Annotated in this window: 15 protein-coding genes and 2 pseudogenes; 6 read left to right on the top strand and 11 right to left on the bottom strand. The window is 62.9% G+C overall.

The window, feature by feature from the left end:
* Positions 1 to 105 precede the first annotated feature (105 nt).
* Positions 106 to 639, top strand: coding sequence for a sigma-70 family RNA polymerase sigma factor (locus K414_RS0123875; RefSeq protein WP_045840763.1), 534 nt, complete (start codon positions 106 to 108; stop codon positions 637 to 639).
* Positions 636 to 1352: a hypothetical protein gene (locus K414_RS28380; RefSeq protein ID WP_027498229.1), complete on the top strand. Its 717-nt coding sequence runs from the start codon at positions 636 to 638 to the stop codon at positions 1350 to 1352. The genes K414_RS0123875 and K414_RS28380 overlap by 4 nt, the downstream gene beginning before the upstream one ends.
* Here the strand turns inward: K414_RS28380 and K414_RS27845 are convergent.
* Positions 1334 to 3553 (bottom strand): MMPL family transporter, encoded by a 2220-nt coding sequence (locus K414_RS27845; RefSeq protein WP_032375379.1) that lies wholly within the window; start codon positions 3551 to 3553, stop codon positions 1334 to 1336. The two genes, K414_RS28380 and K414_RS27845, sit on opposite strands and share 19 nt — an antisense overlap.
* Positions 3554 to 4054 carry a hypothetical protein gene (locus K414_RS29680; RefSeq protein ID WP_027498230.1) on the bottom strand — a complete coding sequence of 167 codons (501 nt, stop codon included), beginning with the start codon at positions 4052 to 4054 and terminating at the stop codon, positions 3554 to 3556. It lies immediately after the preceding gene.
* Position 4055: 1 nt separating this feature from the next.
* Between K414_RS29680 and K414_RS29685 the strand changes: the two genes are divergently transcribed.
* Positions 4056 to 4613, top strand: a complete 558-nt coding sequence (locus tag K414_RS29685; protein WP_228139273.1) for a hypothetical protein — start codon at positions 4056 to 4058, stop codon at positions 4611 to 4613.
* A gap of 86 nt (positions 4614 to 4699) precedes the next feature.
* Here the strand turns inward: K414_RS29685 and K414_RS0123900 are convergent, their stop codons facing one another.
* The 4 genes from K414_RS0123900 to K414_RS0123920 all read right to left on the bottom strand — a co-directional run bounded on the left by K414_RS0123900 (position 4700) and on the right by K414_RS0123920 (position 7926).
* The gene (locus K414_RS0123900) at positions 4700 to 5440 is read right to left on the bottom strand and encodes a phosphatidylserine decarboxylase (protein WP_027498232.1); all 741 of its coding nucleotides are present in this window, start codon (positions 5438 to 5440) and stop codon (positions 4700 to 4702) included.
* Positions 5440 to 5637, bottom strand: a complete 198-nt coding sequence (locus K414_RS0123905; RefSeq protein WP_027498233.1) for a hypothetical protein — start codon at positions 5635 to 5637, stop codon at positions 5440 to 5442. The genes K414_RS0123900 and K414_RS0123905 overlap by 1 nt, the downstream gene beginning before the upstream one ends.
* 1 nt (position 5638) lies before the next feature.
* Complete coding sequence (locus tag K414_RS0123910; RefSeq protein WP_027498234.1) at positions 5639 to 6877, bottom strand: SDR family oxidoreductase; 1239 nt, start codon at positions 6875 to 6877, stop codon at positions 5639 to 5641.
* Positions 6878 to 7221: 344 nt separating this feature from the next.
* A complete protein-coding gene (locus K414_RS0123920) occupies positions 7222 to 7926 on the bottom strand; it encodes a TetR/AcrR family transcriptional regulator (protein WP_027498235.1) in 705 nt (234 codons plus the stop codon).
* 186 nt (positions 7927 to 8112) lie between these two features.
* On the opposite strand from K414_RS0123920, the gene K414_RS0123925 reads away from it, so the two are divergent.
* Positions 8113 to 9606: an MFS transporter gene (locus K414_RS0123925; RefSeq protein WP_080736373.1), complete on the top strand. Its 1494-nt coding sequence runs from the start codon at positions 8113 to 8115 to the stop codon at positions 9604 to 9606.
* 16 nt (positions 9607 to 9622) lie between these two features.
* Here K414_RS0123925 and K414_RS0123930 read toward each other — a convergent pair whose 3' ends face one another.
* Positions 9623 to 10177: a PaaI family thioesterase gene (locus tag K414_RS0123930; RefSeq protein WP_027498237.1), complete on the bottom strand. Its 555-nt coding sequence runs from the start codon at positions 10175 to 10177 to the stop codon at positions 9623 to 9625.
* A gap of 572 nt (positions 10178 to 10749) precedes the next feature.
* Between K414_RS0123930 and K414_RS27850 the strand changes: the two are divergent.
* A pseudogene (locus tag K414_RS27850) lies at positions 10750 to 11265 on the top strand (transposase); the annotation flags it as partial.
* A 31-nt stretch (positions 11266 to 11296) separates the two neighbouring features.
* Here the strand turns inward: K414_RS27850 and K414_RS0123940 are convergent.
* The gene (locus tag K414_RS0123940) at positions 11297 to 12049 is read right to left on the bottom strand and encodes a TetR/AcrR family transcriptional regulator (protein ID WP_027498238.1); all 753 of its coding nucleotides are present in this window, start codon (positions 12047 to 12049) and stop codon (positions 11297 to 11299) included.
* A gap of 106 nt (positions 12050 to 12155) precedes the next feature.
* Between K414_RS0123940 and K414_RS29690 the strand changes: the two are divergent.
* A pseudogene (locus tag K414_RS29690) lies at positions 12156 to 12513 on the top strand (AMP-binding protein); the annotation flags it as partial.
* 39 nt (positions 12514 to 12552) lie between these two features.
* On the opposite strand, the gene K414_RS0123950 reads toward K414_RS29690, so the two are convergent.
* The 3 genes from K414_RS0123950 to K414_RS0123960 are packed head-to-tail and all read right to left on the bottom strand — an operon-like array spanning position 12553 to position 15402.
* Positions 12553 to 13476 carry an alpha/beta hydrolase gene (locus tag K414_RS0123950; protein ID WP_027498239.1) on the bottom strand — a complete coding sequence of 308 codons (924 nt, stop codon included), beginning with the start codon at positions 13474 to 13476 and terminating at the stop codon, positions 12553 to 12555.
* Positions 13466 to 14536 (bottom strand): ferredoxin--NADP reductase, encoded by a 1071-nt coding sequence (locus tag K414_RS0123955; RefSeq protein WP_027498240.1) that lies wholly within the window; start codon positions 14534 to 14536, stop codon positions 13466 to 13468. Before K414_RS0123955 ends, K414_RS0123950 begins: the two co-directional genes overlap by 11 nt.
* Positions 14533 to 15402: an SDR family oxidoreductase gene (locus K414_RS0123960; protein ID WP_027498241.1), complete on the bottom strand. Its 870-nt coding sequence runs from the start codon at positions 15400 to 15402 to the stop codon at positions 14533 to 14535. Before K414_RS0123960 ends, K414_RS0123955 begins: the two co-directional genes overlap by 4 nt.
* Between the last annotated feature and the right edge of the window lie 6 nt (positions 15403 to 15408).

Consider the following 15408-nt stretch of genomic DNA (forward strand, 5'->3'; position numbering starts at 1 on the left):
GTGCAGAGGTGTACGACGGTCGATGCCACGATGTTCAAAATTCGGTAAAGAAATACTCCAGTCTCGGATATGAACGTCCGGGGGTCCGTCGACGTAGTCACTGTCATGAGCATCGGGAGCGTGATCGAACTGCACTTCGACGTCGCTGCCGCGTACGACGAGCATGCGTCGGCCATGCTCGGTTTCGCCGTCAACGCACTGCGCGACCGAGCGCTTGCCGAGGACTGCGTCCAGGAGACGTTCCTTCGCGCATGGCGGGCCCGGTCCCGATTCGAGCCCAGCCGAGGAGCGCTGCGTACCTGGCTGTTCGCCATCGAGCGCAATGTGATCGTCGACGTCCAACGGTCTCTGAGCAGAATGCCGAAGCCGGCGTCGGAAAGGATCGAGGACCTCGACCGACGATCGGTCGCGATCTCGCGTGACACCAGTCCCGACGTGGACGAGCGACTGCGCATCATCGCCGCGCTCGCCCTTCTCTCTCCCGATCATCGGCAGGTCGTCGTTGCGGTGCACCTGGCGGGAACCACCTATGCGGAACTGTCCGAGTCGACGGGCGTTGCCGTACGAACATTGCGCACTCGCGCCTTCTACGCACTGAGGGCGCTGCGAGACCATCTCGACGGACAGGAGGAAGCATGAACGCCCGAGACGATCGCCGAGCCGAACTGATCGCCGCTGCCGTCGGCGACGACCTCGACGACACCGAGGCCGCCGAGCTACGCGAGCTCGCAGCATCCGATCCCACCGTCGACAGGGACATCGCCGAACTGCGCGCGCTGACCGGGACTCTCGGTCGTCGCGGTCCGACCGAACCGTGGCTCGAAGCATCGACGTCACCCGACCTCCGCGCCCGAGTTCTGGGTACGTCACCCGGCTCTGCGTGGCCACCCCAGCGGACACGTGGACCGCGCAGATCGGCCGGCCTGGCGGCCGCCGCCGCGATCGCGGGGCTGGTCGTCGGCAGCGGCGTCGTGCTCGGTATCGACGCCTCTCGACCGCAACCCGAGGATCCACCGGCCGCGATCACCGGACCTCCGGGAACCCTGGGTGCCTACGAGCAGGTCGCTTTCACCACGAGCATGCCGAGCGTGGACATCGAGGGCGGCCTCGTTGCGCACACGTGGGGCACCGAGACGTTCCTCGACATGGACGGCGTGTCCGATCGAGGCCCGTACGAGGTCGTCCTCGTCGATCGGTGGGGCACCGAACTCCCGTCCGGCACGTTTCTCGGTAGCGACGTCACCATCGAATGCCGCATGAACGCGGCGGTACTTCGCGGCGACGTCACCGAGATCGAGATCCGCGGCGCGGACGGCTCGCTGCTGGCGTCGGCTCAGTTGCCGACCACCTGACGATTCCGCGTACCGGGCCACCAGTTGCGCTCGCCGAAGAGCTTCATCATCGCCGGCACCAGCATCATGCGCACCAGCACGGCGTCGAACAGCACCGCGATGGCAAGAGCGAAGCCGAACTGTTTGAGCTCGAGCACGTCTGCGGTGAGGAAGCTGGCGAACACGGCGATCATGATTGCGGCGGCGGCGGTGATCGGCCTGGCGGTGTGTTCGATGCCGTCGACGACGGCGACGTCGTTGCTCGCTTCCCGCACGAACACTTCTCGCATACGGCCGATGAGGAACACCTCGTAGTCCATCGACAGACCGAAGACCACGGCGAACACCGTCACCGGTAGATACACCTGGATGTAACCCGGGCTCTCGAAGCCGAGAATGCTCGAACCCCAACCCCATTGGAAGACGGCGACGGTGGCACCCAGCGCTGCCCCGGTGACCAGCAGGTTCATGGCGACGGCCTTGAGCGGGATCACCACGCTGCGAAACACGACGGCCAAGTAACAGAGAGAAAAGGCCAGTACCGCGGCGACGACCCAGACGAACTTGCCGGAGATCTCCTCGGATGCGTCGACCACCAGCGCGGTGGTACCGCCCACGGACACGCTGGTGCCGTCCACGTCACCGGCGAGAACTGCCTGAGAACGCAGGGTTTCGACGAGGTCGGCGGCCTCCGTCGAGTCGATCGGGACCGACGGGACCACGATCAGCAACGACCGGCCGCCCTCGGGTTGCGCCAACGCGTAGGCGACGCGATCGTCTCCGCGCACGGAGTTCGCGAACGCGTCGACCGTGGCGATCTGCTGCGGTCCCAATGGACTGTCGTCCTCGCCGGTGAACACGATGGTGATGGGCGAGATGGTGCCGGGCGCGAACTTCTCGGTCAGGACCGTGTTGGCTCGTCCGGACGGTTCCGCGCTCAGCGCCTCGGCACCGAGATCGACCCCGTACGAGATCGAACCGATGGGAACCAGGCAGACGATGAGGACGGCGGCGGATGCGACCGTGTAACGCCAGGGGCGCTCGATGACGTGCTGCGCCCACCGCGACCACCACGTGGGAACTGCGGCGTCGTGCTCGTCGACCGAGGGAGGTTGGAATCGTCGCGGCAGCGACCAGGCCCCGATGCGCGTTCCCAGCACCGCGAGAAGTGCCGGCAGCAGGGTCCACGCGACCACGACGACGGTGGCGATGGTGAGCGCGACGACCAACGAGATGCTCTGCACCGCAGGGACATCGACGATCGCGAGGGCTCCGAGTGCGATCAACACGACCAGACCGGAGATGACGATGATGTGTCCGGCGGTGCCCATGGCCGCCCCCACCGCGCGCTCGGTCCTGTCCGAATCTTCACCGGGTCCGGCCCGCCCGATCTCCTCCCGGAACCGACTGACGATGAAGAGTGCGTAGTCGATTCCCAGACCCAGACCGAACATCGCCGCCACCGTGGTGACGAGAACATCGAAGGTCATCACGTTGGACAGCAACGCGAACATGCCGAACGCCGCCAGCACTCCGATTCCGGTGGTGACCAGCGGCACGATGCCCGCGACCACGGAACCCAGCGCCAGAACCAGCACCACGAAAGCGATGGGCAGACCGATGCTCTCGGCCCGCACGGCGTCCTCGGATTCGACGCGGGTGAGATCGACGGTCATCGGCGAGTAGCCCGTCACCGCCACCTCGACGCCATCACCGGACGCACCGCCGATCATCTCCTGCACGCGTTCGGCCACTGCGATCCGATCGCTGGCCTCTCCGCCGATGCCGACGAATGCGAGCGCCGAGGTCCCGTCGTCGGAGATCGTCGGGACGAATCCTGCGCTCTCGTAGGGGTCGACGACACGCAGTACGTCCGGTGACTGCCTCAGTGACGAGGCGACCTCGGCCACCCGTGCGCGAAAGGCCGGGTTCCGGCTGTCCACCGAATCCGAGGTGAACGTGACGACGAGCTGTTCCGAGCCGAAGGACGCGAAATGCTGCTCGACCAGTTGGTCGGCGCGGCTGGATTCGGTTCCGGGAACGGAGAAGTTGGCCCCCACCAGGGAGTTCTGCAGCGCTGGGTACAGAATCGCGGATCCCACCGCCAGCAGCGTCCAGATCGCCAGCACCACCCAGCGTCGCCGCGCGACCAGTCGACCCCACCGGTCGCCGATGTTTCCGCAGCTCACCTGCGGGTCGATTCGCGAGATCGTGTCGGTCATCTACGTCAACTCCCGGCTGAAGATGCGGTACGTGCGGTGCGGAGCGAGTTTCGTCCGGGACAGGACCGAGCCCTTCATCCACGGACTGTCGTCGAGCACGGGAGCCGCTTCGACGCGCGTGAACCCGAGATCGCGCATACGCACCGACATCTCCATGATCAGCAGAGAGGACACGGCTCGATCGGGGCAATCCGGATCGACGAACAGCATGTCCACCCGCACTCCGTCGATGACCTCCGTGCGACCCGGACGCTTGACGTGCCACAGCGTCACCAGGTCTCGTGCCCAGCGCGACTTCAGGTGCGACGCCTTCGCGGCGGCCTGATTGACGTCCGGGATTCCCATCAGAAAGCCGACGGGCTTGCCGTCGAGTTCGGCCAGCAGGGTGAGCCGACGATCGATGACCGGAAGCATCATCTTCAGCAACTCGAACAGTTCCGTGTAGGACAGCGGCGAGAAGCCCCAGAAGTTCACGAACGTCTTGTTGTAGAGATCCCGCACGATGCGCGCGTCGCAACGTCCGGTATTTCATCGACCGGAACGTCACCTCGGATCGCGCCTTGATCTTCTCGAAGATCTGCATGTGCCGCGCGTATTTGGGGTCGTTGTAGATGATGCACGGGTCGTCGAAAAGGTAACTGTAGAAGTCCTTGACCGCCATCAGACCCCACTTCTCGAAGTGGGCCGCGTAGTAGAGCGGATTGTGCGGCATCCCCACCAGGGGCAGCGCCGGGACCTCGTCGACGACGATGCCTGCGCTGTAGAACATCGACGGACCGAAGGGCCCGGAAATCGTCGCGAGTCCGCGCGCCGAAAGCCAGTGCGCCGCAGCGTCGAGCAGCGCTTCGGCGACGTCGTGATCGTCGACCGCCTCGTAGAAGCCGAAGAAGCCGATCGGCTCCCCCGTGTACTCGGTGAACGACAGATCGTGGATGGCCACGACGCGACCGACGGCAATCCCGTTCTCGCGAGCCAGAAATGCTTTCGTGACGCGGGTGGCGGCAACCGAGGGCGGCGGTGCGATGAGAATTCGGCCCAGGTCCATCGACTCGTCGGGTAGGCGGTACGGATCGCCCTGGTAGACCAGGTCCGAGACGGACTCGAATTCACGCCAACCGGCTTTGCCGTCGACCTCTTCGATCGTGATCATCGTTCCTCTTCGCTCGGTTGTCTGCCGTCGACGAGGATCGGTGAACGCACCACCGTCGTCTCGCCGGCGAACACGTAATTGCCTGGCCGGACAGTGATCTCGTCGACGAGTGCGTCGGGCACGAACACGTCGCACTGAGAACCGAAGCGGATCATTCCGTACTGCTCGCCGCGCTCGACGGTGTCACCGACGGCGACGTGCGCGACGATGCGATCGACCCAGAGATCGGCAATCTGCGTCACCGTCACCACGGCACCGGACTCGTGCTCGATCGAGATGGTGAGCCGCTCGTTGGTGAGCAGGTAGTCGCAGCCCTCGTCGTAGGGAGTGCGCCGGGTCAACAGGTTCGCACCGACTCTGGCCATCGACTTGTTGAACGGTGCCGCGGACCGATGACGACGCATACCGATGGTGCCCGATACCGGAATTCGGTTGCGGTGCACCGAGTATTCGGACATGTAGATCCCGATCAGGTAGCCGCTGTCGGTCGAGGCGACCCCAGCGATCTCGTCGAGGACGATCGTCCGCCCCTTCTTGACGGCGAACGCGGCACTGCCCGCCTCCACACGCTTGACGTACGTGACGAACCCGTCCGCCGGAGCGAGCACCGCCCGCGGATCGGCCGGCGGTTCGCGGTGCGGATCGCGGAAGAAGAACCGGGTCCGCCAGTACACGAACAACGCGAAGAGAGCCGCCGGCACCGCAGCGAGGCCGAGGGCCCACCGACACCACGACATCAGCTGTGCCGCTGTTCGTCGACGCTCTCCGACCAGGTCACGAAGGCATCCGCTGCCCAGTTCCGCACCGGGCCGGGCAGCAGTCCGATCAGCCCACACACCACGTAGAAGCCGAGCGAGAGAACGCCGTTGGTCACCTCGCGGCCGATGGGTACGTCCCGTAGGCGCACCGAGGTGGGCTCGAATCCGTCTGCCACGTCAGTTGACGGCGGCGGGCGTGAGCGTCTTGAGCTGTGCTTTCTCGAAATAGAGCTCGAACAGTCGGCGGTGGTCGCACCACGAGATGTCGTGGTCGAGTGGGAGTATCGCCTCGGGCTTGTGCACCAGGCGCATGAGCTGGTCGATGTTGTCGGCCAGCATCGTCTCGGCGAAACGAGGAGAGATACGCACGCTGACACGCTCCTTGAACTCCTCCCAGCTCACCAGATCGAGCCCGAGCAGCTCGGCGTAGAGGTCGTGCCCGTATCCGGTGGGATTGCTCGGCAACAGCCTCGTCAGAGGATGACTGCGCAACGAGTTGCTCGCCATGACGTCGCACATCACGTCGACCGGGACGTAGTTCATGCCCGGGCCGTCCCAGATGGCACCGGCTGCGATCGCCAGTTCGATGATGCGCCAGAAGCTGTACACGCGACCGGGATCTCGGCCGAGCTCCGTGCTGCCGAGGATGTACGGAGCCTCGCACAGAGTGACGGAGTAGGTGTCCGACATCGACAGCCATCCGAGCAGAGTTGCGTTGACCCACTTCATCTGCGCGTATCCGGAGTACCACCACGAGTCGGGACGACGGAAGTCCTCGGGCTTCTGATAGAGGTGGGCACCGATGCTGCCCACGTACGTCAGGTGCTTACGGGCGGAGGTGATGCTGAATTCCAGGATCCGCAGCACGCTGACGAACCAGTCGTCGCGCAGTTCGGCATAGCTCTCGGTGTAATCGGTGGAGCTGGCGCAGTTGAAGATCTGCCCCACTCCGGCAGCCAGGTCGTAGTAGGCGGCCTTGTCGAGGCCGAACCGGAACGTCGTGGGAGTGCCCTCGACGATGCGAATCTTGTCGGCGTCGACCTCGATCTCGTACTGGTCGAAGGTGCGCTGCAGGCGCTCGAACGCCGTCTCCTCCTCGGTGGGGCGCACCATCGCATAGACGACCTCGACGGCGGAATCACGAGTGAGTCGGCCGATCAGGTGCGCGCCGAGGAATCCGTTGGCTCCGAACACCAGCGCCGTGTCGGTGCGCGGCGGTGCCATGCTCGCCACCCGGCGTCGGGTGTCCTCGTCGACGAACGGCCGCAACGCGGTCGGATCACCGTTGCTCAGAGCGACGACGTCGGCGTACTTGCCGGCGAAGCGAAGCCCCGTGCATTCGCTGGTGATCAGTGCATCCGCGTGCGGCCAGACCGGACGCAACGAACCATCTCCGAACAGTGCTTCTACGTGCATTCTCGCTCCCCTGCAACGATCGGTGTCCCATGTCACTTCGGACCGGCAGAACGTAGCAATTTCGAGGGCTCGAGATCGGGTGACCGGGAAAGTCTGGTACGCCCCATAGCGTTGCTCAACTTTTGTTGAGAGGGTTCCCAACAGAACACAGTCGAACGGGCGGATTATTGGAGCAGATTACGACCGATTCGCGTTCCTCGTGTCAGTTTCAGAAGACGGCTGCACGATGTCAGAAGTGCACTGCAGTGCAACTCCGAGTTCTCGAGCACACGTCCGGCCGTATCCAGTGAGCGCTGCGATCCCTGACTGGATAGCGCATTGATGGTGAAATTTCGCATCAAGTTTTATTGGCCGTCGGTGAGCTGCGGGTCTAGCGTCGCGGCCGGCCGTGGACGGCTGTGGTCGCGCGAAGTGCTCGATCGGACACTTGCGGCATGGGCGGCGAGAAAGTTGTCGACGATTTGGATGCAGTCGTCGGCGTGGATGTGGCGCAGTCCTGTGAGGCGAGCGAACACTATCGGTCCGAGGAGCTGAATGAGGGCGAAGGTGGTGTCGATCTCGCCGAGTACAGCGCGAGCGTCAGGGGCCGTCAGGATCTGATCCAGGGACCTGCGGTATTGCTCTATGACACGGGCCCGAAGCGAGACCACCGCGCCAGGATCGAGATCGCGCCGGCTGGCGTCGCCGCTGTTGACGGGTCCCATTGCCAGCCAGGCCAGCGTGGTCATCTGCACCGGAGCTTGGTCGATGAGGTCGGCTTGGGTGGTGAGCAACGAAATCAGACGTTCACGTAGCGGACCGGTATCGATATCGGTGTCGACTGGGGGTAGTAGTCGCTCGAAGGTTGCAGCAAGCAGGTCAGTGGTACTTCCGAAGTGGCGGTACAGAGTGGCACGTGCAACCTTCGACATGCGGGTGACCGCCTCCACGGTGACCGCCTCGACACCGCCGGTGGACAGCAGCTGGCCCGCCGCTTCGAGCAACCGGTTACGTGAGCGCGCCAGCCGGGGGTCGGCCGGGCCCTCGGCTGCAACGAGAGGGTCGACCATGAACGGGCTCCGCTCCATTTTGACTGACAAAACATGTCCTCGCTTGACCATTCTGTCACACCCGCAAAGTTATGATACTAATAGTCTCGTACCGAGACGATCAGTCTCTAACTGGGAGGCTGGCCGTTGAACGAACGTAGATCCGACTCTGCCAGCGTCGCTCGATGGAGCGGTGCCCAGTGGTGGATGTTGATTGTGTCGTGCATGGCGGTCGCGTTGGTGGTGGCCGCAATGGCGGCATTGTATTCAGCGTTGCCACAGATCGCGGTCGCGACAGGGGCGACGCAAGCTCAACTGACCTGGATAGTCGACGGTTATACGCTGGTATTGGCGTGCTTCGTTCTGCCTGCCGGTGCGATCGGTGACCGGTACGGTCGCCGCGGGGTGCTCGTGGCGGGGTTGGCGTTGTTCGCTTTCGCGTCGGCCTTGCCCTTGTTTCTCGCCGACCCGGCGTGGCTGATCGCTGCTCGCGCGTTGGCTGGGGCGGGTGCGGCGCTGGTCATGCCCTCGACGCTGTCGATACTGACCGCGGGATTTCCACCGGCGCATCGCGGCCGCGCTGTAGGTGTGTGGGCCGGGGTTGCTGGATCCGGGGCGGTCCTGGGCATCCTCGGGGCTGGTGTGCTGCTCGAACAGTGGTCGTGGACCTCGGTGTTCGTCGGGTTGACCGTCGCCGGAGCGGTTCTGGCCGGGTTGGCATGCAGTATCGCGGAGTCCCGCCAGCAGGAGCATCCACCGGTCGATTGGGTGGGCGCGGTGACCGTAGTTGTCGCGGTCGGGGCGATCGTCTTCGCTGTGATCGAGGTTCCGGCCCGTGGCTGGTCGGATTCGCTCGTCGCCATCAGCACTGCGGTGGGCTTGTTCGCAGTTGTGGTGTTCGTCGTCGTAGAACTACGTTCCTCGGCACCCCTACTCGATGTCCGGTTGTTCGCCCGCCGTGGCTTCGGTGCCGGCGCACTGTCGGTCTGTATCCAATTTCTGGTGACCTTCGGGGTGTTCTTGCTGTTGGTGCAGTATCTGCAGTTGATTCTCGGTTATGGACCGCTCACCGCCGCGTTGGCGTTGACCCCTATGGTCGTGCCGCTCATCGTGATCTCGGTGATTGCACCCTGGCTGTCGAACATTGTTGGCCTGCGGGTGATGACCACTGTAGGTCTGCTCACCATCGCGGCGGGACTGGTGATGGTGAGCAGATTGACCGTCGCGGCAACTTACCCTGACCTGCTGTGGCCCTTGCTCATCATGAGTGCGGGTTTGGGGTTGTGTACCGCCCCTGCGACTTTCGCCATCGTCTCGGACACTCCTGAGGCCAAGCACGGGGTGGCTGCCGCGGTCAACGACGCAGCTCGCGAAATCGGTGCCGCGATTGGGATTGCGGTAGCCGGTAGCGTGCTCGCGGCCGGTTACGTTCAGCACATTCAGCCGGCTCTGCCCCAGCTACCCGAGCCTGCCCGTGGTCCGGTGGCCGATTCTCTGGCCGCCGCGTTGCAGGTCGCCGACCGCGCAGGACCAGCTGGTCAGCCGCTGGCCGAGTTCGCCAGAGCCGCATTCGTACACGGAAGTGGTCAGGCGACGCTGTCGTTGGCGGCGCTGACCGCCGCTGGGGCACTCGTCCTCGCCGTCTTTGCGCCAGGTAGACGCAGCCGTACGACAGCCACCGCGGGTGACGGACGTCGGTGAAGGTCGGCCAGGGTGTCTATTCTTCGGTGTGATTCGTGTCTGTGGCCCGGAGTTGGGCTCGGGCTTGGGACTGCATGAAGTGTTCGACCTCGACCACCACGAACAGGGCAGTAGCGGTGGCTACCGAGCGGCCCTGCGCATCGTCCATCGTGGCCGTGAGATCCAGTTTGCGCCCATCACGAGACCGAACGGCAGCACGCAATACGTATGGAGTGCCGAGCAGAACCGGCGCTAGGTAGTCGAGCTCGAGACGCCGCGTCACGGCGAGCTCACCCACTGTGTAGAGCAGGAAGCCGAACAGATCGTCGAGAACGGTCGCCACCGCGCCGCCGTGTGCTATCCCGGGTGCCCCGACATGACGTTGATCGAACACATGGTGAGCCACCACGCCGTTCTCGTCACGCTGGACCGACAGGGCATGGCCGTGCGGGTTCTGCGGCCCACAACCAAGACAGTCGGGGTGGTGGGGCGGTAGATCAGGCGAATCGAAACTCGTGCTCCAGAACGAGCGCGCCCAGTTCTCGATAGCGGGGCCGGCCGACCCGCTGACCTCGTCTGGAATTCTTTTCATGGTCGGACCTCTCTGTCGTGAAAACATTGTGCCGAGTCTGTCGCGTCTTCGTGCGCTCGGCCTGCACCGCTGTTAGTTTCGAAAGATAAACTGCACTATGTCAGAAGTGAACCGCACTAAAGGATCGACCAAGCCGACATAGCTTTAAAGAGAGAAGTGATCTGCCGCGAGGATTTCGGACCTGGAGATGACTATTCTGAGGCCGCGTTTGCGGACTGCCCGTAACTGAGTTCTTGTCTAGGGAACATTCCAGCCACCACGAAGGGCATCTCGCGAATGCAACTATCTCACACCCGACCTGCCTCGGCCGAATGCTGCGACGACCCCAATCTCTGCCGCTCCGCGGCGGCAGGCGAGGCCCGCGCGCCTCGCATCAAGATGACCGCGCTCTGAGGTCGATTTGTTGCGCCCAACGCTTGAAGGAGCGCGTCCAGCGCGATGTCCTCGTTATCGAATATCAAGATTGCATGGAGGTCGTCGCGGAGTGCGCAGCGGGCGCAGAAACGGGATCGGTAGCGTTCGCCTTTCGTGGTTGCAGGCGTTCGCAGCGCAGGTCGAGCGCGATGCCGGGCGCACTCTTGGCGTTGATCGCGGAGTTGAACCGTCAGATCGGCGACCTCGAAGCCGATCTGACCCGCCATTTTGAAACACACCCGGACGCTGACACACAACGCCGCCATCTACCTCTCCCTGCCAGGAATCGGTGTCATCCTCGCCGCCCGGGGCTCGGTGAATTCAGCGACGACGTCGACCGCTACACCAACGCCAAGTCTCGCAAGAATTACGCCGGTACGTCACCCCTGACAGTTGCGTCGGGCAAGAAGCGGGCCGTACTGGCTCGACATATCCGCAACCGGCGGCTCTACGATGCCATCGACCGGTGGGCGTTCTGCGCCCTCAGCCAGAGTCCGGCCGCTCGCGCGTTCTACGAACAACACCGTGCTACCGGAGACCTCCACCACCAAGCGCTCCGCGCACTCGCCAACAGACTTGTCGGGCTCCTGCACGGGTGCGTACGCCACTGCACCGAATACGACGAACACACCGCTTGGGCACACCGCACCGCGCAACAACCCGACGCAGCTTGACAAGTTACAATTATTGGATATCTAGGGTGATTCAGTCCATTTTGTGGCGGGACGCGAAACCGGGATGGCTGAATGGCAGACTGCGTGAGAAGGCCACGCCTACGGTTGCGGCCGCGCCGTCGATGATTCCCCACGTCGTCTCTGATAGGTGTGCGGCGAAGAACGTATCATCCACCCCTTGCTCACGACCGTTGTCGATCCACCACTGAGTCGCAGATAGACCAGAACCCAGAATGGACGCCACGGCCAAGGGAATGACCGAAGTATCTGCGTGAACACGCTGAAGACTTTCAGTGAACCGATCGGCGACGACCTCCATCACCGACCTCAGTTCGTCAGCAACTCCGCCATTTCCCGATCCGGAGTACTGAAACAAGTGATTCGCCATAAGGAATCTGACGACAGTGGGATACTGCCCGACGAGCGCGACGTAGCTCTGGACGGACGAGCGAACCATGTCGTCAACCGAAAGATAATCTTGGTCGGCGAGAATAGTGACTTTCGCCGAATCCCACATCAACGCACCGAGTTTCGCCGCCACCGCCGCGTTCAAGCCCGCTTTGTCGCCAAAGTAGCGATACAGCTTTGGTTTAGATACACGGGCCTCCGCAGCGATGTCGTCCATGCTGACGCCTGCACCATACTGTTCGATGATCCGTATGGTCGCGTCGACCAGCTGCGCGCGTACCTCGACTCTATGCTCATCCCAGCGGGTGCTACGGGCATCGGCCACTCGACGCTGCACCTGAGATGGAGTAAATGAAACGCGGCGGACGAATGACATTATGGGGTTAACAATACCCTGAAGGGTCCTCTCAAGCGAGTCGGGCTGGAGAGCCGTTCGCTGAAACCTCTCGGTTCGCTCGCAGCGGTTCGGCACCCTCCCTCAAGCAGCCGATCGTCCGCCGGATCGCACCGTGTCGATCACATACACCGGCGGCACGACCGGAAAGCCGAAGGGAGCCATCGGAGGCTTCGGCAATGTTCACGATGACGCAGATTCAACTCTCCGGAGTGAGAATGGCCGGGTTCCCCAAATTCTCGATGTGCACCCCGCTGTCGCATGCTGGGGCCGCGTTCTTCGTGCCGACCCTGACGAAAGGCGGCCCGATGATGGTGCTGCCGAAGTTTTATCCGCCGAGGTGCTGCGCACCATCGACGCAAAAAAGATCACCGTGGCGATGCCATCGATGCTGTACGCCTCGATGGACCCCTCCCAACTCGGACACGCGCGGCCTGTCGACGATCGTGGCCGTCTCACGAGCTCATGTGTGTCCGGTCGACGGTTCAAAAGCCATCGCCTACCGTGGCTGCGTCCAATCGGGCCGCTGCTTCGTTGAAATAGTTTGGTGCCTCCATGTTGATCATGTGACCGATCTGTGGCAACGCCACGAACTCATGCAACCGGCGGCGCTGCTGCAGTCGGTCGGCGAGATCAATGGAATGAACCGCGGGTGTCAACTTGTCGGCCGAGCCCACGATCACGGTCGTCGGAACCGTAAGTGAGTCGATTCCTTTGCTCACATCGATGGTGGCCAGGACCCTGCCCCACATTCCCCGAACCGCAGGGGGGCACCGCAGTACTATGTCGGAACACTCAGCCACAACGTCTGCTGGCGCGTGTGGACCCATCGTCCCGTATTTCACCAACCGTCGGTTGAAGCGAGTGTCAAGCATCTCCGGTCCCGCGGTGGCGAGCCCGGCTGCGAATGCCCGCTCCAGTGAGGCGCGGAATCGACGTGGCGACCCAATTAGCGTCGATTTACTCACCAACTGCGAGGGGCCGGTACTCGCCAAGACGGCACCACGGGATAAGACGGGCACCGACTCCGGGTGCTCGGCAGCCCAACCCATGATGGACATCCCGCCCATACTATGACCGGTCACCAATGCCTTACGATTAGACGTGACGACAGCGCGCAAGACAGCCTCGAGATCGTCGCCGAGCACCGACGAAGAGAAGGGCGCGCGACCCCGGTCGCTCCAGCCATGCCCTCGTTGGTCATACACCACCACACGGTGTGTGGTGGCGAAGTGCTCGATCTGAGGTCTCCAGAACCGACCTTGGCAAGCCCACCCGTGGCTGAACACCAGCAGCGGCGCATCATCACCGAGCCCGTACTCCTCGACAAACAGCCTCGTGCCGTCACTGGAGAGAACCTCCCGCGACCGCCGCGACAATAGGCCAGCTTTCGAGGAGTCAGAGGTCATCGAAACTCACCGTCACAGCGTCGGTGAGCGGAAGTGCCTGGCACGCGAGTCGCTCGCCGTCCTCAATGTCGTCGTCTACGAGGATGTTGTTCTGCACCATCTCGACATCGCCATCGATGAGCTTGCACACACACGCGCTGCATGCGCCCTCTCGGCACGAGTACGGTGCATTGTGCCCTCGCGAGAGCAGCACATCGAGCAGAGGCGTGTTACGTGGCCACTCCGTGGTGATGCACTCTCCGTTCAGGTAAACCGTGGCCGTAGCTACACCCTCGTCGTCACTGAGTCGACGCAGTGTTGCGGTGTCGAACGGGTCACCCGTCAGCGACTGGAATACCTCTCGATGTACATCCGAATGATCCACTCCGCATGCGGCGGCAGAGCTTTCCACAAGATCCATGAAAGGGGAAGGCCCGCAGGTGAAAATTGCCGATCCCTTGTGTTCACGAATAATCTTTTCTACAGCCTCTGATGTGGGAATCCCGTTCTCCGACTCAAGCCAGTCAACCAAAGTGAACCGCTCGGCGAATTCAGATCTAATCTGCTCAAGCCGGCACTTGTACATGATCGAATCGGAGTCACGGTTTGCGTAGAACAGGACAACTTCCCCACTGCCCGACACCAGAGCCGACTGCACCAGCGACAGAACCGGAGTGATGCCGCTTCCGCCAGCGAAGAAGAGCAAGTCGACGTCGAGGCTCTTAGCGGTAAACTTTCCCGATGGCGTGAGGACGGTCACCTCCATGCCGATGGAAACGTTGTCACACAACCAGTTCGACGCATACCCCCCAGCGGTGCGCTTCACCCCGATCTCGAGGCGGAAGTCATCGACATGAGGCGAACTGCTCAGCGAGTAGCATCGTGCGACGTGGCCCGTCTGGTCGGACGGGATCTTCAACGTAATGAACTGCCCGGGTAGATGCTTGAAATCGTCGACGATCTCGTCAGGCACTTCGAAGGCGATGCTCACGGAGTCCTTGGTCTCCTGCACGACCTCCGACACGGTCAGCGTTCGCGATCGCGCGGTGGTGCCCGGCCGATTCTCCTGTTCGAGGGTCATTTGATGATCCCCCGCTTACGAGCCAAGGCGTAGCCCGCGCGTGTGACAGGCGCAGAGATGTCCTGGTAGCGCGGACCGACAACGCGTGCGACAAAGTCGAAGCCACGTGCGTCTGCGCCGATCAGCACTCGGGGCTTCTTCTTGTCCATTCCCTTGAGGATGGCGCACGCAGCTTTCTCCGGAGTGGTCCTGGCGATGTTGTTGAACATCGAGGCAATGGTGGCGGTATCTGCCCCCATATCGGATACACCACGAGCGTTGTTGACGATATTAGTCTTGACGCCGCCGGGGTGAACGCATGTCACCGTGACCGGATGCCGACTGATTTTCATCTCTTGCCGAAGCGCTTCGGTGAAGCCACGCACACCGAACTTCGCGGCGTTGTAAGCGCTTTGACTGGGGATCCCGACCAGACCGAAGACGCTGGAGGTGTTTACCAGATGACCATCACCAGAGGCGATCAGATAAGGCAGGAACGCCTTGGTCCCGTTGACGACACCACCGAAGTTGATGCCCATCAGCCAGTCGAAATCCTCCCAGGACATGTCGACAACGTCGGCGCCGAGGGCGACGCCGGCATTGTTGAACACCATGTTGACGCGCCCGAAAGACGACTGCACGCTCTCTGCGTAAACCTGGAACGCAGCACGATCTGCCACGTCCAACACCGCGGTCTCCACGGTCGCACGATGCGCGGTACGGCACATGTCCGCCGTCTCCTCGAGATGCACTTCGTCGACGTCGGACAAGGCAAGGCTGGCCCCGCGTTCGGCCAGTTGGAGGGCAAGGGACCGACCGATCCCTGAGGCGGCTCCCGTGACGACTGCGACCTGGGTCGCGTAATTGCCTGCTGTCGAACTACTCACTGTCGG

Origin of the sequence: Rhodococcus sp. JG-3, assembly GCF_000482405.1 — a bacterium.
GTDB lineage: Bacteria > Actinomycetota > Actinomycetes > Mycobacteriales > Mycobacteriaceae > Rhodococcoides > Rhodococcoides fascians.

Excerpts from the sequence above, each read along its gene's own strand:
- K414_RS28380 (WP_027498229.1), top strand. The coding sequence starts at position 636 with ATGAACGCCCGAGACGATCGCCGAGCCGAACTGATCGCCGCTGCCGTC.
- K414_RS0123940 (WP_027498238.1), bottom strand. The coding sequence starts at position 12,049 with ATGTCATTCGTCCGCCGCGTTTCATTTACTCCATCTCAGGTGCAGCGT.
- K414_RS0123920 (WP_027498235.1), bottom strand. The coding sequence starts at position 7,926 with ATGGTCGACCCTCTCGTTGCAGCCGAGGGCCCGGCCGACCCCCGGCTG.
- K414_RS0123950 (WP_027498239.1), bottom strand. The coding sequence starts at position 13,476 with ATGACCTCTGACTCCTCGAAAGCTGGCCTATTGTCGCGGCGGTCGCGG.
- K414_RS0123875 (WP_045840763.1), top strand. The coding sequence starts at position 106 with ATGAGCATCGGGAGCGTGATCGAACTGCACTTCGACGTCGCTGCCGCG.
- K414_RS0123930 (WP_027498237.1), bottom strand. The coding sequence starts at position 10,177 with ATGAAAAGAATTCCAGACGAGGTCAGCGGGTCGGCCGGCCCCGCTATC.
- K414_RS27845 (WP_032375379.1), bottom strand. The coding sequence starts at position 3,553 with ATGACCGACACGATCTCGCGAATCGACCCGCAGGTGAGCTGCGGAAAC.
- K414_RS29685 (WP_228139273.1), top strand. The coding sequence starts at position 4,056 with ATGCGCGCGTCGCAACGTCCGGTATTTCATCGACCGGAACGTCACCTC.
- K414_RS0123900 (WP_027498232.1), bottom strand. The coding sequence starts at position 5,440 with ATGTCGTGGTGTCGGTGGGCCCTCGGCCTCGCTGCGGTGCCGGCGGCT.
- K414_RS0123955 (WP_027498240.1), bottom strand. The coding sequence starts at position 14,536 with ATGACCCTCGAACAGGAGAATCGGCCGGGCACCACCGCGCGATCGCGA.
- K414_RS0123910 (WP_027498234.1), bottom strand. The coding sequence starts at position 6,877 with ATGCACGTAGAAGCACTGTTCGGAGATGGTTCGTTGCGTCCGGTCTGG.
- K414_RS0123925 (WP_080736373.1), top strand. The coding sequence starts at position 8,113 with ATGTTGATTGTGTCGTGCATGGCGGTCGCGTTGGTGGTGGCCGCAATG.